We start from the raw sequence: 23,576 nt of genomic DNA on the forward strand, positions 1-23,576 counted from the left end.
TCGCCACAGAAAGTTATGAACATCCGCAGTCTTTATCGCAGCCATTTCTTTTGGAGCTGAACTTCCTGGGTGCAAAATTTTTCCTGAGCATCCTGAACAGCGCGTAACAGGCAAATGCTACAATTAGGAGGACAATAATATACTGTATGATTAACGAAAGGTCCATTATTTTAAAATCTGGTATGCGAACATCGCCACAAAGTATGCCAAACCGGTCATCATGATTACCTGAAAGCCGGTCCATTTCCAGCTTTTGGTTTCCCTGTAGACTACTGCAAGTGTGGAAACACACTGCATTGCAAACGCGTAAAACAGCAGTACGGAAACTCCTGTTGCAAAGCTGAATACCTTTTGGCCGTCAGGCTTTACATCGCGTCTCATCTTATCAATAACTTTCACTTCGGGCGCATCATCTTCCAGGCTGTACAGAGTAGACATTGTGCCTACGAAGACTTCCCGGGCCACAAAGCTGGTTAAGATTCCTACCCCCATTTTCCAGTCGTATCCCAGAGGGGCAATCACCGGTTCTATGCCTTTGCCCATTTTGGCCAGGTAAGAATGATCAAGCTTCACGTTCGTTGCCACCATTTCACCGGGATTCTGTTTCGGGCCGAAATAACTCAGGAAACCAGATGATGATGCTGACAATAAATATGATTTTTCCTGCTCCGGTAATGAAGTCCCAGACTTTCCCGAGCACCATTTTAAAATCATATCCGAACAGCGGTTTTTTATAGGTTGGAAGATCCATAACCAGGTAGGTTTTGCCTTGATTTTTGATGAATCTTTTCAGGATCGCTGCTGAAAGCAGGGCTACAACAAATCCCAGGAGGTACATGCTCATCAGGACCAAAGCCCTATATTTTATGCCTAAAAAGGTGCCGTCTGAAATAATAAGCCCGATAATGATGCTGTATACCGGAAGCCTTGCGGAACACGTCATGAAGGGAGTGACCAGAATGGTCAACAGCCTTTCTTTTACGTTTTCAATATTCCGGGTTGAAATAACAGCAGGAATTGCACAGGCGGTCCCGGAAACCAGGGGAACAATGCTTTTCCCGTTCAATCCGAACGGCCTCAGGAGGCGGTCCATCAGGAAAACAACCCGTGCCATGTATCCCGAATCTTCCAAAAGATAGAGGAAATACAGAAGGATCCCGATCTGAGGGGCAAAAATGACAATCCCACCGACACCAGGTACAATCCCGTTGGACACCAGTGAATTGATAGGGCCCTCGGGAAGGTGCTCAGCACTGAAGGCAGACAGCCAGGCAAAGAACTCATCGATCCAGTTCATCGGATATTCTGCCAGGAAAAAAACGCTCTGGAAGATGATGAGCAGGATCAGCATGAATACCACATAACCCCAGAACTTATGAACCAGCACTCTGTCCAGTTTTTCGGTAAGCAGTTCTTTAAACTGCGGCTTTTTGGAGATGACATCTGCGAGAATCCTGTCTACGGTCTGATATCTTCTTACCGTTTCCTGTACCTGCAGCCTTTTAGGAACCAGGCTCTTAGCATCCGGTTCATTCATCAGCTCCATGGCGGATTGTATGCGTTCAGGTTCTTTTCCCAGGGAAAGGTCGATCCAGGCTTTATATTCATTGTCCATGCCGTGATGAGCGGCTACTTTCTGAATAAAATCCTTATGTTCGGATGGAATATCAAAAGATATACGGTCAGATTTTACAAAGTTGTTCTTAAAGACAGCTTCTTTAAGGTTGTCTATTCCGATCTCTTCTTTGGCATTGGTCTGTATGACGGTGATGCCTAAAGAGCGGGAAAGCTTTTCCATATCTATGGTGATGCCCCTTCTTTCTGCCTGGTCAATCTGGTTAACCACAAGGATCATGGGGATTCCAAGGTCCTGGATTTGCTGGAACAGGAGCAGCCCTCTTTTCAGGCTCAGTGCTTCCAGGATATAGATGACCCCGGCATAGTTCTGCTGTTCCTCGATAAGGAATTTAGAAAAGATGGCTTCATCTTCGGAACTCGGATAAATGCTGTATGATCCGGGTAAATCGATGACCTCAACAACTTCACTTTTATAGTTGTAGTGCCCCGAATGACTGGCTACAGTAACCCCGGCATAGTTCCCGGTTTTCTGTTTCTTATTGCATAAAGTATTAAAAACCGTTGATTTTCCTACATTGGGGTTTCCCACGAGGAGGATCTGTTTTTTTTTATTTTCCTGCATTAATTCAATTGTTCAACAATAATAAAATCCCCCTCCTCTTCACGAAGGGCGATCCGGCTTCTCTCTTCTCCAAACTCCACGTACATCGGGCCATTGAACGGGGCCTGATACAATATTCTGAAAATGGTTTCCGGAAGAAGTCCCATTTCTATGATCTTATTAGGCATTTTCAGTTGATGGTTATCATAGCCCAATATCTTTCCCGTCCTGTTTCTGGGAAATCCGCTCAGCTTATGTAAATCTTTCTGTTTCAAAAAACTACTTTTTGTGATGCAAATATACGCTATTTAAATTTAATCTAAATAACAATATTGTATAAAAGAAATCAACCCAAATACCTGGAAGCATTTGGGTTGAATAGAGTATATAATGGTAATGAATGACTGTGTTAGTTCTTTTCTTTTCCTACCTTTTCCACTTGTCCTACGTCAAGTTTCTGGTATGGCGGCTCAATAGGATTGTCGTTGGAATTGAAAAAATCCTTGTACATCTTTTCCTGTTTTTTCAACATATCACCAACGGTTCCGTCCATTCCCGGAATGGTTTTGGACATCATATCCTGCGTCAGCATAGGCCTAACGGTGGCAAAAGGATCTTTCTTGAACTCATTAAAAGTTTTTTCAAACTTTTCCCTTGGCATTTCGGTCACTTTGAGGCTCATTCCTGAAATCTTTTCCCCAAAGGAAAGCTCTTCCCAGTTAGGGACCTTTTTGTTGCCCTGAAGTATCCAGGAATAGTCCTTGGCCTCATCTTCTATTTTTACGATCAGTCCTGGAAGTCCGGAAAATTTGTAAGGGCCGTCCTGGAACGGAAGGTCTGTGCTGAACCATGCCGTCCATTTTCTTCCCCCAAATTCAGTTGTGGCTTTCTGGGCATTATAAGCGCCGATCTTTTCTTTTTCGTTCAGAATTTTCCAGTTGAATTTCGGGGTTTCATTATAGGCGATCGCCATTGTGGTGAAACCACTGGAAATCCTTTCGATATACTGGATCTTCATATCCGGATAATGCTTCACGATCTTTGCAGAAAATTTAGGCATCCTGATGGACTTGCTCATATCTTTGAATACGCCGGATTTCTGCATCGCTTCTACCTGCACTTTAATGATGGAATCCTGGCCGATCACAGTATAGTCCCGGTATACCGATCTGTCTTTCACAATGTCCAGGGCCGTTAGTACTTTTTCAATTTTGGCAGAATCCTTTTTAGGCTTAAAAGTCAGCTCATAAAAAAAACGGTTAGCTGTTTCCTTGGCATCCTTTGAATCCTGTGCCATACCAAAAGTAAAAAGACCTATCAATAGAATTGAAAATAGTTTTTTCATTTTAATTTTTTACTAATTAGTTAGCAAAAGCAGGAATATGTTACAGCTTTTTTCTGTTTATTTTTGGCGCGTACGTTGAATCCTATTTTTTCTGTACTTTGACATTCCGTTTTCCCGAAGCCGTTTCAGTCTGGATCATGTATATTCCCGCTGGCAATGCAGACATATCCAGTGCGGTCTTTTTCTGTTCCGGCTGGAGGCTGATCAAAAGCTTTCCGGAAAGATCAAAAACACGGATGGTTTTTATCGGGATGCTGTTTTCAATATAGAAGATATTGTTCACAGGGTTTGGATAGTATTGCAATTGCGCTTCTTTTCTGATGTCTTGTGTTGACAGCGCATTGTTGACAACCGTAAGCGTATAATCCCTGGTTTCTCCCGAGCCGAAACTTGAGCAGGCATTGCCGCCGTTGATGGAGCTTCCGTAGGCCCTTGTTCTGAACCTTATTTTGAGTGCTCCTGAGGGAAGACTGGCCGGGATATTCAGTGTGGTGGTGTTTTGAGTGTTCATGGAATTCACCAAAGGTGTAAATTCATTGCTTTCAAAGGTTCCGTTATTGTTGTAATCCATCCAGAGACCGATCACAGCTTCCGAAGAAGTGGAAGTGTAAAGTGAATAGGATTGTCCTGCTGTGAGGGTTGCTGTGGTCTGTCCGGAAGCCGGGTATTCATGGTAAAAGCTTGTTAGTACAGCAAATGTATCGTGATTGAAAGTCGTATTATTGATCCTTATGGTAATGAATCCAGGATCTATGTCACCACCCAGATTGGTTGTGCAGGGTGTATTTTGTGCATTCATAAGGGCTCCCCAGAAGAGAAAGACGGTCAATTTCTTTTTCATAGATAAATTTTAGGGCACAAAAATACTAAAGAAATCTAATAATGCAATATTGTTGCGATAAATTAATGTTTCCTTCCGAAGTATGGTCAGTACACCATTTTTCTAGGGTTATACTTTCCTGTTCCCGTTATCCTGAACGCAGTTTCCAAGACTCTTAAACAAAAAACCAGCCTGTTAAGGCTGGTGTATAATGAAAAAAAGTGAATTATTTAAAGTTGAATTTTACGGTAAACATGACCTGGCTCGGGCGAAGCTGGATCCTTGTATAAGAGATGTTATTGGTATTTATATCATAGGTTTCAAATACCTTTTTATTGGCTATATTCAGCCATTTCAGTTCAAAATCGATTTTCTTCTTAGCCCAGGTAAACTGATAAGAGACATCATAAAAGCCATTATTGTATTTTTGGTCTCCGGCACTTGTATTTACCTGATCCCAGTTAAATCCTACCGTATGATTTTCAATAGGGTAGAAGAATACTCCAAGGTTATGGGTAAAGCCTTTTCTGGCTGTATTGGTATTCAATTCACCGCTATTGATCTGTTTGGTCCTCGAAATACTTGCATTGTAATCAATACTCATCCAGCTGAAGTATGTGTTATTAAACTTGAAACCATACGACTGGCTGTTGTTTTTATTGGTATAAGAGATATTATCAAGAAAAGCGTCAGATTTAGAAGTATTGTTGCTGTAACTAACAGAAGCATTGGTTTTGAATTTAGGAAAATACTTACCCACTTCTGCACTATAGCTGTTAGTAAGCACATGATTATCCCGTTCAATATATTGCATGGTCGTATATCCCGCGCTGTTAATAATTGGGTTAGAAATTAAATTTCTTTTGGCATCTGATAGTCTGTAATTGACATTAAAAAATAAATTGTTCAATGGGTTTCTGTATTCAATCCTGGCTCCCGCAGACTTGTTGTTGTTTTGAGGAATAGGATTATTGATGTCCATTGCATTAATCCCGTTAGGCGAAGTCATCAGAAAACCGGAATAGGCTGTATTGATCTCTCCAAAATTATTATTGATATTGGCATTTACTGAAGTTTTCCAGAAAGATGCGAAACTGTACTGTGCAAAAATATTAGGCTCAAAAGTAACCTTATTGACTGATTTAGAAACGTTTCTAACAGGATCATCAGCTTTGATGTTATTTGAATTAACAGGGAAATTCGCATAGAGCATCCATGAATCATTCTTATAATTGACACCAACGCTTCCATAAGGAGTTGCTGTTGTATAACTTAAATCATTGCTGTAAGCAGATGCCGGGGTTTGGTTAATAGGATTTGCTGAAGGGATGGTGGTTATATTGAACAGGTCCGAAACCAAATCTGTGGTCTTGAAATTGAATCCAATTTCAGGGGTAAAAGTCCAGCCTTTTGTTGTAAAACCTAAATTCGCTGAGTGATTGGCCTCAAATGTTTTTAATCTCAAATTCTGGCGTACGAAATCGGCTCCGGCTGCTGTAGTAAACCCTGGGATCGTTAAGTATGTAGCAGGAGATACATCCAGTGTCTGCCTGTCTGTCTGATAACTGATGTAAGAAAGGACATTAACCATTTTTTCTTTCCATGGCACGATGGTACTCAATGAGTTTTGAAAAGATGTTGTCGGTGACTCTATAGCTTCATTAGCCGTTCTCAAGGAATTCGCTTGTGAATCTGTTCTGTTGGCAACGGCCCTGTCAGCATTCCAGTACTGGGAAAAGCTGGTTGTATTTTTAAAGAATCCTTTTTTCGCATTTTTTGTGAAAATCAGTTCCCCTTTTGCTTTATCGGTATAGAAGTTATTAAATATATTCTGCGTTACCCTTGATGCAATTGGCCTTTGTGGCGTAGAAAAATAGTCTGTCTGGCTGTATGACTCCCTTTCTACAGCATTGTTTGTATAGTTGGCACTTGCTTTCAGTTCCCATTCTTTTTTCGCGTCAATATTCGTAAGGTAATTGGCAGATAAATAATGTACGCTGTTCATCAGATATCTTTTTACCGGTAAATTGGGCGTGCTGGCATTCTCTACATTCAGCCAATCGTTTTGAGACGCGTTGATCCTTCTTCCCTCATACCTGTTTCCGAAAGCCAGAATATTTCCTTCGTTTTCCACCTGTTCGCCGGTATTGTTGGTCTTATAATTGACTACCCACTGGCTTTTCTGCCCGAAGAACATAGGAGTAAGCTTTACATTCCACAGCCACGGATCGCCAAACCCGGTTCCCACTTCCCCGCGCCCGGTCATGGTTACGGAATTTTTAAGTTTGATGTTGATGGCTGCCTGATCGGAAGGCACTTTATCCTGCAGGATTTTTACCGGCTGGTGGTTTTCCAGAACCTCTACTTTCTGCACGGCATCTTTCGGAAGGGAATTGTTGATGGTCCCGTATCCGCCTTCCATAAGGTCTTTTCCGTTCACATAAAATTTATTGATGGCATTTCCCTGGTAGAGGATGGTTCCGTCTGCATTCACTTCCACACCCGGGATTTTTTTCATTACATCCGCCAGGGTGCGGTCACTCTTGCTGTCGAAAGCTTTAAGGTCATAGGAAATGGTATCTCCGCGCGCTGTAATCATCCGGGTTTTCAGTTTGACCTCTTTGATTTCCGTTGCCTCGGATTCCAGTTTAAAGCTGAGTGTCTGATCTGTATTGCTGATCTGCTTCGTTACTGATTTTTGGTTAAATGCCTTCACCTTAAGATCCACATTAGGCTCCGAAGACGTGAAAGAAATTTTATATTCTCCTTTGGAATTGGTGATGGCATACGCCAGAATGGCATCTTTGCCCGGCTCTTCAATCGTTACACTGGCACTTGGAATAGCCACACCGTCTTCATCCGTAATTTTTCCCGAAACCGTTTTCTGGGCAAAGGTAAGCGCAGATAAGAGAAGCATCAGAAACAGAAAGACATTCTTTTTCATAGTTTATTATTTGAGTAATTAGTTATACAACAGTCTGGTTTGTTACACTTGTATAAAGATGTTTTTTAATGACAAAGGTTAAAACTAGCTTTTATCACTACAAATATAGTTATAATTTTGAACTGACAAATTTTTCTTTTCATCATTATTGCTTTTAGGAAAATTACAGATTTGTATAAAAGTCAACATATGGGGTTAGGAATCTCAAGAAGCTCAGGAGCAAGACGAAACTTCCCAACAGGAGATTGCCGATATGCTGGGACTGGACAGGGATACCTATACAAACTGGGAAAATGAAAGCAGTGGTATCAAATCAAAGGACATCCCTAAACGGACGGAAATTTTTGAGGTGTTTTCGGGCAAAATTTTAGCTCTTCGTAAGGGACATCATCTCTTATCAACGGATAAAAAAACTTCGTTTACAAGATTATATGATCTTGCTTGCGCCTAGATTCCCGAAGGATTTGGTATTTTTGCATAGTACACCAGATCTGCTAAATTTATTTAGAATAAATAGGCAAAAGTGATTTGTATCATAGATTAAAAAAAACTTAAACTATGTTAAGTATATATTAATTTAATAATTTTGTAAAATAAAATTTATACAATGGGAATTATTTTAAAGCCTATAGATGTTGTTGATGATATTACCCAGGAAGAATTTATCCGGAAATATCTGAAACCACGGAAACCTGTTGTCATTAAAAACATGGCAAAAAAATGGCCAGCATACCAGAAATGGACCATGGACTATATGAAGGAGGTCGTTGGAGATGTAGAGGTTCCGTTGTATGACAGCTCTAAGGCTGATCCTTCAGCTCCTATCAATGCTTCAGCAGCCAAGATGAAGTTTGGGGATTATATTGATCTGATCAGGAGAGAACCTACAGATCTCAGGATTTTCCTGTTTGACCCTATTAAATATGCGCCTAAGCTCCTGGAAGATTATATTTCTCCGAAAGAGCTGATGGGCGGTTTCCTGGATAAATATCCCAATATGTTTTTCGGGGGAAAAGGTTCTGTAACGTTCCTTCATTTTGATATAGACATGGCCCATATTTTCCACACGCATTTCAACGGCAGGAAACACATCCTCCTGTTTGATTATAAATGGAGGGAAAGGCTCTATCAAATTCCATATGCGACCTATGCCCTTGAAGATTATGATATCGAGCATCCTGATTTTACAAAGTTCCCTGCACTGGACGGTGTGGAAGGGATCGAATGTTTCCTGGAGCACGGTGATACCCTGTTTATGCCTACTGGATGGTGGCACTGGATGAAATACCTGGACGGCAGTTTCTCCATTTCCCTCCGTGCCTGGGATAAGTCGTGGGCTGTAAAAGCACATTCCCTTTGGAACCTTACCGTACAGCGCAAATTTGATGATATTATGAAGTCCAGGTTCAGGAAGAAATATATGGACTGGAAGGAGAAGATAGCTATTAAAAGGGCTGAACTTGCTCTAAAGAGGGGCCTTCCCAAATAATAAACACATACCTATAGAGAAAGGGTTAGCGTTAAGGCGGTAACCCTTTTATTATGGCCCTGTAACAACATAAAGAACCGCCTGCTCATGCAGGCGGTTCTTTAGTATAAATGATATTGTATTGCTATGGAGAAAGAAGACTAGCAGTATTCGTCATAAGCCGCCTGTAGATTTGCGGCAATGGCTCCTGCAGGATTTCCTTCAATATGGTGTCTTTCCAGCATATGCACCAATTCCCCGTCCTTAAACAATGCCACACATGGTGAGCTTGGCGGGAACGGCGCAAGGTGTTTTCTGGCCTCTATTACGGCTTCTGTATCAAATCCTGCAAAAACAGTAGTCAAATGGTCAGGTTTCTTATCTCCGGTAAGAGAGTATACCACACCTGGTCTCGCTGCACCTGCAGCACATCCGCATACGGAATTGATGACCAGCAGGGTAGTTCCTGACTGTTTTAAAGCTTCCTCCACCTGAGCAGGTGTTGTAAGATCTTCAAAGCCTTTATCTGTAAGTTCAGCCTTCATAGGCATTACTAAATCTGTTGGATACATAATGTTCTTTTTTATCCATGCAAAGATAAACAATTACATCCTTCCGTTCAATACATAAAAACTATCGTGGGCATTCGTTAAGAGAATAAATCCAGATTCTAAATCCCAACTTGATGAATATATGAAAATTTATTATTATATTTGGTAAGATTCTAGAAACATAGCCATGAAAATTGTTTTAGAGAATTCCCTCGCCAGGTAATTACAGCATCATCAGCTGTGAGCCACGAAAAAAAATGAAATCCGGAGCTCTCAAGCTCCGGATTTCTTAATCAAATCGATATGCAAAGGTTAAATATCCTGTTTGTATAGCCCGGATCAAGGCATTAAGTAGAGTATGATCCTAATAAAGGGACAATAGGATACGTTTATGACAGCAGTTTCTTAGCCATTTCGGAAATGCTTTTTCCGTCAGACTTTCCTGCCAGTGCCTTAGAGGCCACGCCCATTACTTTTCCCAGATCCTTAACAGACTCAGCGCCGGTTTCAGCAATGATATTCTTCATTTCATTTTCCAGTTCCTCTGCTGTCAGCTGTTTGGGAAGGAATTCTTCAATGACCTTCATCTGTGCTTCCTCCACTTCGGCAAGATCATTTCTTCCCTGTGCTGTAAACTGGTCATAAGAATCCTTACGCTGCTTCACCATTCTCTGAAGGATGGCGATTTCCTGCTCTGCAGAAACGTCTGCGCCTCTGGCTTCCGTTTTCACCAGTAATATCTGCGATTTCACAGCCCGCAGAGAGTCCAGGGCAACTTTGTCCTTTGCTCTCATGGCTGTTTTTATGGCTTCGTTGATGGTATTTTCTAAACTCATATTCAATAATTTAATAATGTAGCAATGTATCAGTTTACCAATATCCCGTTAATCTAATTGTTATGCTGATATATTGTTGCATTTATCCTAGTCAACATCCTTATTCAAAAACCTGTTTTCCCTGATGTTTACGGAACCGTTGTTTTCAGACAGGTACGTATTGATGTTCTGTTCTGAAGCATTGTTCCCGTCAATGGAAATATTCTTTCTCTTGAAGGCAGGGACAGATTCAAATTCATTGCTGCTGTCAAAATTCTGGTACCGTGAGTTGAATTCTTTCAGCTTGTTTCTCCTTTCCACGATTTTTTCCTGATCTACAGATTTGCTTACAAATGTGAATCCGGTTTCTTCAGAATGGTGGATTTCAGGTCTGGTTTCCGCCTGAGGTTCTTCCTTTGGCTGTTCCTGAGGCTTTTCTGTAACGGTTAATTCCGCTTTAGGTTGTTCGGAATCCGCTTTAGGCTCATCGATGGGTTCGTGAACGAAAAAACTGAACTCTACAGGTTTTTCCTCAGATGAACTGCCGGATGCAGGCTTATTTTTTTTTTCTTCAGTTTCAAATGAGAACGACTGGATCTCAAGGTCGTTGGGATCATTATCGTCATCAAAGGAGAATACGAAAGATTTTTCGCCGGACTCTTCATCATTTCTCCATTCCTGGGCAGGATGGTCTTCAGTTTCCTCATCACGCCCGAAGAATTTCACTTCAGTTTTCACCTCTTCCTCTTCCAGGATCATCTTCTTCTCGGTGGAAGTAATGCTGAACTGAGGCAAGTCATGGTCGTCATCCAGCCTGAAAAGGTTCTTTCCGCTGAAATCCTGCGAAGAATCAGGAGCCGACTGTCTTTCCTCCCTTGTTTTGAATGGCGATTCCTTAGGGGTTTCAAAAGTATCGTTCAGGCTGATTTTAATCTTTTCCGTAGGCCCTGCAAATTTTTTATTGTCATTGGAGAATCCTGTAGCAATAACCAGTACGCTTACAGAATCACCAAGCTCTTCATCAGAACCTACCCCGAAGATAATGTCTGCGGTATTCCCTGCTTCTTTCTGGATATGATCCATGATCACACCAATCTCATCCATGGTTACCTCTTCTACACCGCTTCGGATCAATAGGAGCACATTTTTGGCACCGGTAATCTTATTGTCGTTCAATAGAGGAGAGTCAAGGGCCTTTTTAACGGCTTCTTCTGCCTTATTTTCGCCTGAAGCGATTCCGGTGGACATCAGGGCCGTTCCGGAGTTCTGAAGCACGGATTTGGCATCCCTGAAGTCAATGTTTACATCAAAGTATCCTGTAATCACCTCTGCCATTCCTTTGGCGGCATTGGTAAGCACCTCATCAGCCTTGGAGAATCCCTGCTTGAAGCCCAGATTTCCAAATTGCTGCCTCAGTTTATCGTTATTGATCACAATCAGTGAATCAACGTTGTTTCTTAGTTTATCAAGGCCGTTTTCCGCCTGTTCCAGCCTTCTTTTACCTTCAAAGCTGAACGGAACAGTAACGATCCCTACGGTAAGAATGCCCATGTCCTTCGCTACTTTGGCAATAACTGGTGCTGCCCCGGTACCGGTACCACCGCCCATCCCTGCAGTAATAAAGACCATCTTGGTATTCTGCCCCATGGCAGCCTTGATGTCTTCAATGCTTTCAATAGCGGATTTTTCCCCTACCTCGGGATCTGCTCCGGCACCCAGGCCTTCAGTAATGGTAGTTCCCAGCTGAACCTTATTGGCAACCGGGTTATTGTCTAATGTCTGTGCATCCGTATTGCATACCACGAAATCCACTCCATGGATTCCTTTCTCGTACATGTGCTTAAGGGCGTTGTTCCCACCGCCTCCGACACCGATAACTTTTATAATGGATGAATTTCCCTTTGGCAAGTCAAACGAAAACCCCTGTGTCCCTAAATTTTCCATACCTACAATTTTTTTTAACAATTGATTACTATTCACTGATGAATGACTGCTTGGCGCCCTTACGCATGAAGAAAATCATTGCTCAGTTATCATTTATATTTACTCTACTTCTTCAAAGAATTTTTTTACTTTTTCCATCAGCGACTGTCCGAAGGTCAGTTTTGCCTTCCTGCTGTCATGATGCTCATTGCTCATATGCTGCTCATGGACAGGCTGTTGTTCCTGTTGTGCCATCTGAGGAACTTCAACAGGGGCAGCAGAAGCTTCCGGCTGTTTTTCTTCCTCTACGGGCTCCTGCGAAGCGGCATTCTGCTTCTTATCCCGGATTTTTAAGCTTTCCATCAATAAGCCGATAGAAGTAGCAAATTCCGGGCCTTTAAGATACTGATTTTTATCGTTTGCAATATATTCATTTGCAAAGCCGATCCTGCTGTCGAAACCGGTTGTATAATTGGCCAGCTGGCGCAGGTGTTTCAGGTTGGAACCTCCGCCTGTAAGCACGATTCCTGCGATCAGTTTCTTCTTCTGTTCAAAGGCACCATAGGCCTTCAGTTCAGTATTTACCATTTCCAGGATTTCCTCCACTCTTGCATTGATGATCTGGGCAAGGGTTTTAAGGGAGATTTCCTTATCCGGCCTTCCGTGAAGCCCGGGAATGGTTACGTAGGTACTGTCTTTTTCAAGTTCCGGTACGGCTGAGCCGAACTTAACTTTCAGCTGGTCAGCATGCTTCTCTATGATAGAGCATCCTTCCTTGATATCTTCGGTGATAATTCCTCCTCCGTAAGGTATGACACAGGTGTGTCTGATGATGTTGTCCTTGAAAATGGCAATATCCGTAGTTCCTCCTCCGATGTCCACGATAGCTACACCGGCTTCTTTCTCCTCTTTGGTAAGAACGGATTCCGAAGAGGCCAGAGGCTCCAGGGTAAGGGCTTCCATTTCCAGGCCTGCCTCTCTTACACACCGTGCAATATTGCGGATGCTTCCCATCTGGCCTACCACAACATGGAAGTTGGCTTCCAGACGTTTTCCGTGCATGCCGATAGGTTCCTGAATCTCACCTTCGGAATCTACTTTGTACTCCTGTGGAAGTACATGGATAATTTCTTCTCCAGGAAGCATGACCAGTTTCTTGACCTGGTCTTTCAGGGCTTCAATATCATCATCTGTAATAAACTTATCCGGATGTTCACGCATAATATAATCAGAGTGCTGCAGGGAGCGGATGTGCTTTCCTGCAATACCTACCGTTACTTTACGGATTGGCACTCCAGCGCTAGACTGTGCTTCAGCCACAGCAGCTTTGATTGAATTAATGGTTTGCGAAATATTATTCACAATTCCTTTGTGAACACCAAGACTCTTTGCCTTCCCTACACCGAGAACTTCTATTTTCCCATGTGCATTCCTCCTTCCGACAATCGCGACAATCTTCGTTGTCCCGATGTCCAGACCTACTGAATACTCTTGATTTTCCATTTTTTATATCGATTTGATTTTTCCTTATTCTCTTAAGCGGTTCTCATTCCGCATCTATTCTATTTTTACTTTAGCCTTTGTTTTCGGCTTTGCCGCTTCCTGCTTTTTTGTTTTCTTCGGCTGTTCTTTTGCTTTCGCTTTCTGTTTTGCCGCTGTCTTTGCTTTGACAGGCTGTGAAGGTTTCCTGTCTGCCTCTTTAGGTTTTACTTCCGCCTTTTTTTCCGTATGCGGAACAATGACGGGAATTTTGGCCAGCTCCAGCTTACCAGCCTTTAGGATGCTGTCGTTTTCCTTGAAGTATGGGTTAAGCGTGGTGACAATCTGGTTCTGGTATTTCACGGAAACCATACTGTACTTTTCCGGGTCCTGGTACACCAGGTATTTCTCTACAAAGGTCTTAAAGCCCTTTACCTTGAACTCAATATGGTCCAGATCCCCGATTTCAACCTTATAATTCCCTTCGCTGGTAAGAAGATAATAATTTTCTTTAATTTTTGAAATACCGATGAAGAATTTTTTACTGAAATCATCTTTATCGATCTTTTCAACCAGTTCTGCCAGTTTCCTGTATTCATCAGGCTTCACATCGCCGGTGACAAGCATGGAAGGATGGGAATAGGTTTTGGAAATCGGAAATTCCACGCCTTTATCATCTACATAAAAATCCCTGCCGTTGGTATTGAGCCTGAAAACCGGAACCCTCTGCCTGATATCCAGGTTCAGTTTTCCGTTGAGGTTCAGATACACATTTGCACTGTCTACAGCAGGCAGCGCATTGATTTTCTTTTCCAGGACCGGGATATTGAGGTCGCCGACTTTCCCGGATGGGTTTTCTTTTTTTACAATATCAAGGATATCTTTTTCATCGATAAAATATACCGGAGTCTTTTCACTCAGTTTTACAGAAATCTTGTTATCCGTAATCTTCTGACCGCTGAACCTTTTCAGTGAAAAGCTCAGCAGGAATCCCAGAATGATCACTGTGACCGCAATTTTTAGTATTCTGTATTTATTTTTCATAATAGATGTCCGGTTGTATACTGTAAAAAGTACAATGTAATTCTTTTATTTACGTGTTATTTTATTCTTCCCCTGCAATTTGCGCAGAAGCATTCATCCACTCGCAGACAGGATCATACAGGGTATCAATATTCCCTGCGCCTATCGTGAGAAGGATATCAAAATCTTTCTCTTTTATCCTTCTGAAGGCATCGACTAAGGACGATACCTCTTTTTTATTTAACGTTACTTTTTCCAGCAGCCATTGGGAGGTGATACCTTCAAAGTTTTCCTGGAGTTCCCTTGCGGGGTATATATCCAGCAAAATCAGCTCATCCGGCTGGCTCAGGCTTTCTGCAAAACCATCTGCAAAATCCCGGGTACGGCTGAACAGGTGCGGCTGAAATACGACCAGCAGCTTTTTATCCGGGTAAAATGTCTTTACCGATCCCAGTACCGCATTGATTTCAGTAGGATGGTGCGCATAATCATCAATATAGATTTTACCGTTTGGATAGATGTGTTTGGTATATCTTCTTTTGATGCCTTTAAAACTGGCGATGGCTTTTTTCAGGGTTTGGAAATCCACCCCTAGATTGTGAAGGATCGCTAGAGCCACCGTGGCGTTTTCAACATTATGGATACCCGGAATCTCCCATACGAAATCCCGTACGGTTTCCTCCGGTGTATGGAAGTCAAAATAAATCCTGTCGTGTTCCATGCGCAGGTTATCCGAATAATAATCTGCTTTTTCGTTTACGGCATAGGTTCGGTGATCCCGTCCTATTTCAATACCTTTCCTCACGAACAGCTGCCTGTCATTTGGTACCAGGGTGGCAAACTGCCTGAATCCTTCTTCAATGGTATGTTTGTCACCGTAAATATCCAGGTGGTCTGCATCAATAGAGGTGATGACAGCCCAGTCGGGGGAGAGGTTCAGGAAACTTCTGTCGTACTCATCAGCTTCCACCACAGAATATTTGGTTCCGTTATAGAGGAAATTGGACCGGAAATTTTCAGAAATCCCTCCCAGGAAGCACGAAAACGGAAGGTCAGCCTCTTTACACAGGTGTGAAACCAGAGTAGAAGTGGTTGTTTTACCATGTGTACCTGCCACAGCGATGCAGTCTGTATTTTCTGTGATCAGGCCCAGCACCTTGGCTCTTTTTTTAACCTCGAAACCATGGTCATTGAAATAATCCAGAATACCCAGCGTTTTAATTGCCGGGGTATAGATGACTAAAGTCTGCTCCTGATTAAGGGCAGTGATCCTTTCGTCGATCAGGTCTTCAAAAACAATATCGATTCCTTCTTCCATCAGCTGCCGGGTCAGTTTGGTATTGGTTTTATCGTACCCGAGAACTTTTTTGCCGGAAGCATGGAAATAGCGTGCCAGAGCAGACATGCCGATGCCTCCGATCCCAACGAAGTAAAAATTCTGATATGTTTCCAATAATTTCATTTTTCTATCTCAATATTATTTGTAACTGAAAATCTTTTCTTTATCCAGGCTGTAAGCGTCCCCCTGATACAAAAAGAATTCTGCAACGGCATCTTCCAGGGTCTCTAAAGTGAATCCGTTGGTAATCCAGAAAAAATACTGAAAACTGATCGAATTCTGATTAGGCAGATAGCCTGCCTTTACCATTGCCAGGCTATTGATGCCAAGCAATAGATTATCGATTTTATCTTTATCCGCACCCTCTTTTAAAAGAACATTAACATTCATGTTAATATATTTCTTTTGGCTGTCGATATCCATGAATAAAACAGCTTTTTCTTTATTTGCTATTTTAACATAAGTCTCTTGCTGCTCTACAATAGTATATCCTTTACCTCTTAGGTAATCGGCAATCAATGAAGTTTTAATTTCTGCCGGCTTCACAAGCGTCTGAGCGCTCAAAAAATTTGCAAAAAAGCAAATCAACAGTACTGTAAATAATCTTGTTTTCATATGTATTGATATTTGTGATTACAGTTTTTTAATGATTTCTTCTACAATTTCCCTGGCAGCATCCGGTTTGGCAAAATATTGCAGGTTTTGAGACATTTCCTTTCTCAAAGCTTCATCTTCGCAGATCTCTGATAATGCAGTCCAGAATTTTTCCTGCATTTCAGAATCTTTAACCATTCTAGCAGCATTCTTTTCTACCAGGGTCATGGCATTTTTGGTCTGATGGTCTTCCGCTGCAAAAGGGAAGGGCACCAGCAGGACTGGTTTCCGGGCTACTGCCAGTTCTGAAATGGCTATGGCTCCGGCTCTGGAAACAATGACATCCGCAGCCGAATAGGCCGTTTCCATATCCTTTATAAATTCAAGGATGCGGATATTATCGCCGCTGATGCTTTTAGTCTCTTCAGCAATTTCTTTATAGTCCAGCTTTCCGGTCTGCCAGATCAGCTGGTAATCTTTGCTGATGATGTCATTCAAGTGGGCTTTCCAGGCGTTGTTCAGGGTTCTTGAGCCTAAAGATCCGCCTACGGAAAGAATGGTCAGTTTATCAGGGGCGAGCCCCATTTCCTGTTTAGCCGCCACCGTATCTTTCATTCCCGAAACAATATTGGAACGGATGGGATTTCCCAGGAAGTGTATTTTATCAGCCGGAAAACCATCCACTTTCGGGTAGGCTGTAAAAACCGCTTTGGCTTTCTTGCTTAAAATCTTATTCGTTACTCCTGCATGGGCATTCTGCTCCTGAATAAAAATAGGGATACCGAGCTTACCGGCTTCGTATAAGGCCGGACCACTGGCGAAACCACCTGTACCGATGGCAAGATCCGGAGCAAACCTTTTAATGATGGCCCTGGATCTGGAAAGGCTTTTCAGGATTTTAAAAGGCAGCCCCAGGTTGGATAACAGGTTGCCCCTGTCGATCCCTGCAATATCAATCCCTTCAATGATATAACCGGCCTGCGGAACCTTCTCCATCTCCATTTTTCCGTTGGCCCCGATGAACAGAAACTCTGCATCAGGAAATCTTTTGCGGATTTCATCTGCAATGGCAATGGCCGGGAAGATATGTCCTCCTGTTCCTCCGCCGGATAGCAATACTTTTAGTTTTCTGTTCATACTTTATCAGGATTTCCCTGTTTATTATCTTATATTATGCAATGTCATTGATCTCTGCAATGCTTTGTTTTTTCCCCATGCCTTCTTCATCATAAATCTGTATCCTCGAGCTGATATTAAGGATGATCCCCAGCTGGAGGTAGGTCACCAGCATGGAGGTTCCCCCGTAGCTGATCAGCGGCAGCGGCTGTCCGGTTACCGGGATCAGGTTGACTGCCACGGCAATGTTTACCGAGAGCTGTATAAAAATCATCACTCCCAGGCTGAGTACCAGCAACGATCCGAAAAAGGCCGGCATCTTGCTGGCAATCATGACGATCCTGATGATCATGATGAGGTACATGCTGATCAGGAATGCTGCCCCTATTACCCCGTATTCTTCCACAATGATGGCAAAGATAAAGTCGGATGCAGACTGTGGCAGCATTTGCTTCAAGGCACTTTTTCCAGGACCCATTCCTGTAATCCCGCCATGTACAATAGCAGCTTTAGCCTGCATGACCTGGTAGTTTTTGGCTTTTACACTTTCGTCATCCACATCGGCAGATTTTGCCTTGCTGGATGTAAAGGTCTCTACACGGCTCATCCAGGTATGTACCCTGTTCCCACCAATTAAATTGGTATTCAGTGCTACCAGAAGGAACAGTGCGATAGCCACGAAGGAGGCTGAGATGAAGCCGGCAATATATTTCCAGTTCAACTGACCTACAATCAGGACGATCACAGATACCATCAGGATCATCAAAGCTGTAGAACCGTTGTCTTTGGCTACCAGGACAAAAACCAGGAGGATAGGCCCGAAAATATACATGATATTTTCTATCGGAAGCCGTTCGCGGGTTATTTTTTTGGTCAGATACCTGCAGAGGTAAATGATCAGCATTAAAAAAGCAAATGAGGAAGGCTGGAACGAGATTGGGGTTCCCGGAATCTTCAGCCATCGGGAGGCACTTGCACCGTCGATGGTTTGTCCTGTAAACATGGTGATAATCAGTAAGATGATCATCAGTAGTCCGAGCAGGATGCTGCTGAGCTTGCCGATGTGCTCGTATTTTATGGTTCCTACCAGCCTCATGATGACCAGACCCAATACTACAAAGAACATATGTTTGATAACGTGGCCGGTCGTGGTCCCGTTGTTAACGATGTACTCAAGATTTGAACTCGCTGAATATACCGGGAAAATAGAGAAAATGGAAATCACAAGGATAACCATCCAAAGTACTTTATCGCCCTTTAGAAATTCAAATCTGCTTTCTGTGGTCTGTTCGCTCATATACTGTATTCATGTATTTATGTAAGGTGTATTCATATAGGAAATCATATTCCCGATACCTTTACATAGGACCATTATTTTAATACCTGTTCTTTAAACTGCCGTCCGCGGTCTTCATAGCTTTTGAATAGATCAAAGCTTGCACAGCATGGGGACAGCAATACCGTATCGCCTTTTTTAGCCAGGGCCTTTGCTGTCTTTACGGCCTCTTCCATGCTTGAAGTATCATAAATCATTTCCTTTTTATCTTTGAAATAGGAGATGATTTTCTGATTGTCGATTCCCAGGCAGACAATTGCCTTCACTTTTCTCTTTACCAGATCCTCGATTTCCGAGTAATCATTGCCTTTGTCCACTCCGCCTACAATCCATACCGTAGGGGTTTTCATGCTTTCCAGAGCATAATAGGTGGCATTGACATTGGTAGCTTTGCTGTCATTGATGTATTTTATGCCATCCTGCTCGGAAACCAGCTCCAGCCTGTGCTCCACGGCCTGGAAGGTCATCAGTGAGTTTCTGATGCTTTCGTTGTTGATTTCCAGTATTTTACCTGCGATAGACGCTGCCAGGCTGTTGGCTACATTATGATTCCCCATCAGTGACAATTCATCAATTTTCATGGAGAACTCATCTTTCAGCTTAACCACTATGGTATCTTCACCTTTTACAAAACCTCCTTCCGGCAGTGGTTCTTTGGTGGAAAAAGGGATCATCCTGGCTTTGATCTCCAGCTTTTCCAGCAGGCTTTTGCTCATTTCGTCGTCTTTGTTGTAGATGAAGAAATTATCATTTTCCTGGTTTTCCGTGATCCTGAACTTAGCCAGGGCATATTCTTCGTAGTTGTAGTTGTACTGGTCCAGATGGTCCTTGGACAGGTTGAGCAGCAGGGAAATATACGGCCTGAAGTTCTGTATATCATCCAGCTGGAAAGAACTTACCTCAAGCACATAATACTCATGGTTTTCATCTGCTACCTGCCTGGCGAAACTTTGCCCTATATTTCCGCCCAGACCTACATTGAGTCCGTCATTTTTCAGGATGTAGTAGATCAGGGATGTTGTAGTGGTCTTTCCGTTGCTTCCGGTAATGGCAATGATTTTGGCATTGGTGAATTCTGAGGCAAATTCTATTTCAGAAGAGAGCCTGATGCCCTTCTCCTGGATTTTCTGAATTATATCTGCCTTTTTGGGAATCCCGGGGCTTTTTACAATCCAGTCTGCGCTTAAAATTCTTTCTTCGTCGTGGTTTTCTTCTTCAAACTCAATATCATTGTCTGTAAGAAATTGCTTATAGTGATCCTTAATGGCTCCCTTGTCTGAAAGAAAAACTTCCATACCCTGTTTTTTTGCCAAATAAGCAGCACCGCAACCGCTTTCTCCACCTCCTAAAACAACTACTTTCATATTTTTTTGATTTAATGATTTAAAAATCTGATGATTCAAAGATTTTTTAAATGTTTAAATACTTCAATTTTTAAATTATTTCTTATCTCATTTTCAATGTAATCAGGCATATGATAGCCAGCATCACCCCGATAATAATCATCCTGTTCACAATCTTGCTCTCATGAAAACCGCTTTTCTGGTAATGATGATGCAGGGGCGACATTTTAAATAACCGGTTGTTCTGGGCATATTCCAGCCCGTATTTTCTTTTTCTGAATTTAAAGACGCCTACCTGAAGCATTACAGAAATGTTTTCGATCAGGAAAATCCCGCACAGTATAGGGATCATCAGCTCTTTCCTCAGAATGATGGCTAGGACGGCAATAACCCCTCCAAGCATAAGGCTTCCGGTATCGCCCATAAATACCTGGGCGGGATATGTATTATACCAGAAAAACCCGATCACGGCTCCCACCATGGCCACCACAAAAATGGTGGTCTCACCCATATTAGGCAGGAACATGATGTTAAGGTAATCCGCAAAAATAATGTTCCCGGACACATAGGCGAAAAACGCAAGCGCCAGCAGGATAACCGTGCTGGTTCCGGCTGCCAGGCCGTCTATTCCGTCTGTGATATTGGCTCCGTTGGAAACCGCTGTCACAATAAAAATTACAATCGGGATGAATACGATCCAGGCCCATTCATGGGCATCTTTATCATTCATCCAGAACAGGATCCCGCTGTAATCAAATTCATTGTTCTTGGCGAACGGAACTGTAGAAACGGTGATTTTTTCCGTAGGCATAAAATTCTGCTCCACATTGTTCCGGTTGACCACTTTAGCATCCGAATATTTCCTTTTCACCGTGATATCAGGATGGAAATACATGGTGATGCCTACAATCAGTCCCAGTCCTACCTGTCCGACTACCTTGAACTTTCCGCTCAGGCCGTCCTTATTTTTTTTGATCTTCTTCAAATAATCATCCAGGAAACCTATAGCTCCCATCCAGAGCACGGATACCAGGAGGAGGATAATATATACATTCATGATCCTGGTAAAGAGCAAAACGGGAATTATGGTCGCAATAATGATGATGAGGCCTCCCATGGTCGGAGTGCCTTCCTTTTGCTTCTGTCCGTCAAGCCCGAGGTCACGTACCAGCTCGCCCATCTGTTTTTTCCTCAGGAAGTTGATGATCCTTTTCCCGTACACCAGTGCAATGGTCAGGGAAAACAGCACCGCCATTCCCGCACGGAAGGAAATGTACTTCAGCATTCCCAGTCCGGGAATATGGATCCCGTGGTTGGTGAGATATTCGTATAGGTAGTATAGCATTTCTTTATTATTGATAATTGATGTTTGATAATTGATGGCTGAGTAATATTATCTACTTATTGCTTAATTTACTTTTATAAGTTGATGTTACTTTTAAAATTTCTAAGGATTCTCTCATAAGTTCGCTAATCTTATCCTTTGAAACTAAACTAATTTCTTCAATTACTTCCAGCCAGAAAACAGTTTCATCTGCTTCTTCTACAACAATGCAAATTTTAGCATACTTTTCTTTATCTGATCTCGCTCTGCACATGGCTCTGTAATTTGCTGCTACGGAACTTGCGGAACGAAATATTTGTTTTCTGATTACAGATACCTTATCAGAATATGGCAATTCTGATAAATCATTGATTATTTTTATTGCCAAAGCTTTTGTCCTCTTAGCAAAAATCTGATTGTAATTATTTTCCATCAATAATCAATTATCAATAATCATTTATATTTTACTTGCTCATTAATCTCCACAGCTCATTAATGGTTTCTTTATCATCGAAATGATGCTTTACACCATTGATTTCCTGATAGTTCTCGTGACCTTTGCCGGCAACAAGGACAATGTCTCTGGGTTCTGCAAACTTGATAGCCATTTTAATCGCTTCTTTCCGGTCAGGGATTGAAGTATATTTGCTGAAGTTCTGGGGTTCTACGCCAGCCTCAATTTCTTTAATGATCTGCGCCGGGTCTTCAGTCCTTGGATTATCGGACGTGATGATTGCCAGCGTTGATTTCCTGGTCGCGATGTTACCCATTTCAGGCCTTTTGGAATGATCCCGGTCTCCTCCGCAGCCGAAAACGGTGATCAGTCGTTCATTTTTAGTCCGGATGTCATTGATGCTGTCCAGGATATTTTCCAGGGCATCAGGAGTATGGGCATAATCTACCACGAAGAAGATACCTCCATCGGATTTGAAGGTTTCAAACCTGCCGGATACTCTTTTCAGGACGCTGATCGCCTGAAGGATTTCATCCTGCCCGAAGCCCAGTTCGGAAGCAATGCCGAAAACAAGCAGAAGATTATAGACGTTGAACTTTCCGGTAAGGGTAGTCCAGAATTCTTTTCCGTTGAAATTCAGCAACATGCCATTGAAATCCACTTCCAGAAGTTTTCCATGGTAGTCTGCCATGGTTTTCATGGCGTACGTCTTTTTCAGGGCACGGGTATTCTGAAGCATCACGCTGCCGTTTTTATCATCTGCGTTGGTAATGGCTACAGCCGTCTCCGGCAAGCCGTCAAAAAACCTTTTTTTGGTCTTCAGGTATTCGTCAAATGTCTTATGATAGTCCAGGTGATCGTGCGTAAGATTGGTAAATCCTGCTACAGTAAAATGAAGTCCCTCAATCCTGTTCTGGGCGATCCCATGGGAACTGACTTCCATAAAGGCGAATTCACAGCCATCTTCGAGGGCTTCCGCCAAAATCCTGTTGATGGTAATGATATCCGGTGTGGTATGGGTAGCCGGGATTACTTTTTCGCCGATCCTTATTTCAACGGTAGACAGCAGTGCAGAATCATAACCGAGATTGCTGAATACGTCAAACAGCAGAGTGGAAACGGATGTTTTCCCATTGGTTCCGGTAACACCGATGAGCTTCAGCTTTTGCGAAGGATTTCCGTAAAAGTTGGATGCCAGGTGCCCCAATGCCTTTGAAGAATCTTTTACTTGGATGTAAGTAACGTTTTCATCGAGGGTTTCAGGAAGTTCTTCGCATACGATGGCTGCTGCACCTTTTTCAACAGAAGAGGCAATATAGGTATGGCCATCTGCCACGGTTCCTTTTACGGCGATGTACAGCGTGCCTTCGGCAGCTTTTCTGCTGTCGAAAACCAATCCGGAAATCTCGCGGTTCTGTTCGCCGTGGATTTCCAATACGGGAATCCTGCTCAATAATTCTGTTAATACCATTCTATGCTGTGGTCTTTATCTTTATTTAATTTTATATTGTTCCGGAAATCTC

General features: G+C 42.5%; 19 protein-coding genes and 1 pseudogene. 1 reads left to right on the forward strand and 19 read right to left on the reverse strand.

Features of this window, described 5'->3' with window-relative positions; translation table 11 throughout:
• Positions 1 to 13: 13 nt before the first annotated feature.
• From QE404_RS16705 to QE404_RS16730, 6 genes and pseudogenes are all read right to left on the reverse strand, one after another.
• Positions 14 to 166 carry a hypothetical protein gene (locus QE404_RS16705; RefSeq protein WP_307452399.1) on the reverse strand — a complete coding sequence of 51 codons (153 nt, stop codon included), beginning with the start codon at positions 164 to 166 and terminating at the stop codon, positions 14 to 16.
• Positions 166 to 2,200: pseudogene (gene feoB / locus QE404_RS16710) on the reverse strand (ferrous iron transport protein B). Before feoB ends, QE404_RS16705 begins: the two are co-directional and overlap by 1 nt.
• Entirely contained in the window at positions 2,200 to 2,454 is a 255-nt protein-coding gene (locus tag QE404_RS16715) for a FeoA family protein (RefSeq protein ID WP_294209521.1), read from the reverse strand. The pseudogene feoB and the gene QE404_RS16715 overlap by 1 nt, the downstream one beginning before the upstream one ends.
• Positions 2,455 to 2,588: 134 nt before the next feature.
• The gene (locus tag QE404_RS16720) at positions 2,589 to 3,524 is read right to left on the reverse strand and encodes a GLPGLI family protein (RefSeq protein ID WP_307452405.1); all 936 of its coding nucleotides are present in this window, start codon (positions 3,522 to 3,524) and stop codon (positions 2,589 to 2,591) included.
• An 82-nt stretch (positions 3,525 to 3,606) separates the two neighbouring features.
• A complete protein-coding gene (locus tag QE404_RS16725; protein WP_307452407.1) occupies positions 3,607 to 4,365 on the reverse strand; it encodes a GEVED domain-containing protein in 759 nt (252 codons plus the stop codon).
• A 205-nt stretch (positions 4,366 to 4,570) separates the two neighbouring features.
• Entirely contained in the window at positions 4,571 to 7,288 is a 2,718-nt protein-coding gene (locus QE404_RS16730) for a TonB-dependent receptor (protein WP_307452408.1), read from the reverse strand.
• Positions 7,289 to 7,895: 607 nt separating this feature from the next.
• On the opposite strand from QE404_RS16730, the gene QE404_RS16735 reads away from it, so the two are divergent.
• Complete coding sequence (locus QE404_RS16735; RefSeq protein WP_307452410.1) at positions 7,896 to 8,777, forward strand: cupin-like domain-containing protein; 882 nt, start codon at positions 7,896 to 7,898, stop codon at positions 8,775 to 8,777.
• A gap of 140 nt (positions 8,778 to 8,917) precedes the next feature.
• Here QE404_RS16735 and QE404_RS16740 read toward each other — a convergent pair whose 3' ends face one another.
• From QE404_RS16740 to QE404_RS16800, 13 genes are all read right to left on the reverse strand, one after another.
• Entirely contained in the window at positions 8,918 to 9,328 is a 411-nt protein-coding gene (locus QE404_RS16740; protein WP_307452412.1) for a BrxA/BrxB family bacilliredoxin, read from the reverse strand.
• 368 nt (positions 9,329 to 9,696) lie between these two features.
• Positions 9,697 to 10,143 carry a GatB/YqeY domain-containing protein gene (locus QE404_RS16745; protein ID WP_307452413.1) on the reverse strand — a complete coding sequence of 149 codons (447 nt, stop codon included), beginning with the start codon at positions 10,141 to 10,143 and terminating at the stop codon, positions 9,697 to 9,699.
• An 87-nt stretch (positions 10,144 to 10,230) separates the two neighbouring features.
• Positions 10,231 to 12,066, reverse strand: coding sequence for a cell division protein FtsZ (gene ftsZ / locus QE404_RS16750; RefSeq protein ID WP_307452415.1), 1,836 nt, complete (start codon positions 12,064 to 12,066; stop codon positions 10,231 to 10,233).
• A gap of 99 nt (positions 12,067 to 12,165) precedes the next feature.
• Positions 12,166 to 13,548 carry a cell division protein FtsA gene (gene ftsA, locus QE404_RS16755; protein WP_307452417.1) on the reverse strand — a complete coding sequence of 461 codons (1,383 nt, stop codon included), beginning with the start codon at positions 13,546 to 13,548 and terminating at the stop codon, positions 12,166 to 12,168.
• A gap of 54 nt (positions 13,549 to 13,602) precedes the next feature.
• The gene (locus QE404_RS16760) at positions 13,603 to 14,568 is read right to left on the reverse strand and encodes a cell division protein FtsQ/DivIB (RefSeq protein WP_307454012.1); all 966 of its coding nucleotides are present in this window, start codon (positions 14,566 to 14,568) and stop codon (positions 13,603 to 13,605) included.
• Between the two features lie 61 nt (positions 14,569 to 14,629).
• Complete coding sequence (gene murC, locus QE404_RS16765; RefSeq protein ID WP_307452421.1) at positions 14,630 to 16,009, reverse strand: UDP-N-acetylmuramate--L-alanine ligase; 1,380 nt, start codon at positions 16,007 to 16,009, stop codon at positions 14,630 to 14,632.
• 15 nt (positions 16,010 to 16,024) lie between these two features.
• Complete coding sequence (locus tag QE404_RS16770) at positions 16,025 to 16,501, reverse strand: hypothetical protein (RefSeq protein WP_307452423.1); 477 nt, start codon at positions 16,499 to 16,501, stop codon at positions 16,025 to 16,027.
• 18 nt (positions 16,502 to 16,519) lie between these two features.
• A complete protein-coding gene (gene murG, locus QE404_RS16775) occupies positions 16,520 to 17,617 on the reverse strand; it encodes an undecaprenyldiphospho-muramoylpentapeptide beta-N-acetylglucosaminyltransferase (protein ID WP_307452424.1) in 1,098 nt (365 codons plus the stop codon).
• A gap of 34 nt (positions 17,618 to 17,651) precedes the next feature.
• Positions 17,652 to 18,893 (reverse strand): FtsW/RodA/SpoVE family cell cycle protein, encoded by a 1,242-nt coding sequence (locus tag QE404_RS16780; RefSeq protein WP_307454013.1) that lies wholly within the window; start codon positions 18,891 to 18,893, stop codon positions 17,652 to 17,654.
• A gap of 74 nt (positions 18,894 to 18,967) precedes the next feature.
• Positions 18,968 to 20,296, reverse strand: a complete 1,329-nt coding sequence (gene murD / locus QE404_RS16785; protein WP_307452429.1) for a UDP-N-acetylmuramoyl-L-alanine--D-glutamate ligase — start codon at positions 20,294 to 20,296, stop codon at positions 18,968 to 18,970.
• 82 nt (positions 20,297 to 20,378) lie between these two features.
• The gene (mraY, locus tag QE404_RS16790) at positions 20,379 to 21,620 is read right to left on the reverse strand and encodes a phospho-N-acetylmuramoyl-pentapeptide-transferase (protein ID WP_307452431.1); all 1,242 of its coding nucleotides are present in this window, start codon (positions 21,618 to 21,620) and stop codon (positions 20,379 to 20,381) included.
• Between the two features lie 52 nt (positions 21,621 to 21,672).
• The gene (locus QE404_RS16795) at positions 21,673 to 22,032 is read right to left on the reverse strand and encodes a four helix bundle protein (RefSeq protein ID WP_307452433.1); all 360 of its coding nucleotides are present in this window, start codon (positions 22,030 to 22,032) and stop codon (positions 21,673 to 21,675) included.
• A 31-nt stretch (positions 22,033 to 22,063) separates the two neighbouring features.
• Complete coding sequence (locus QE404_RS16800) at positions 22,064 to 23,524, reverse strand: UDP-N-acetylmuramoyl-L-alanyl-D-glutamate--2,6-diaminopimelate ligase (RefSeq protein WP_307452435.1); 1,461 nt, start codon at positions 23,522 to 23,524, stop codon at positions 22,064 to 22,066.
• Positions 23,525 to 23,576 lie beyond the last annotated feature (52 nt).

Origin of the sequence: Chryseobacterium camelliae, assembly GCF_030818575.1 — a bacterium.
In the GTDB taxonomy this organism is placed as follows: domain Bacteria; phylum Bacteroidota; class Bacteroidia; order Flavobacteriales; family Weeksellaceae; genus Chryseobacterium; species Chryseobacterium camelliae_A.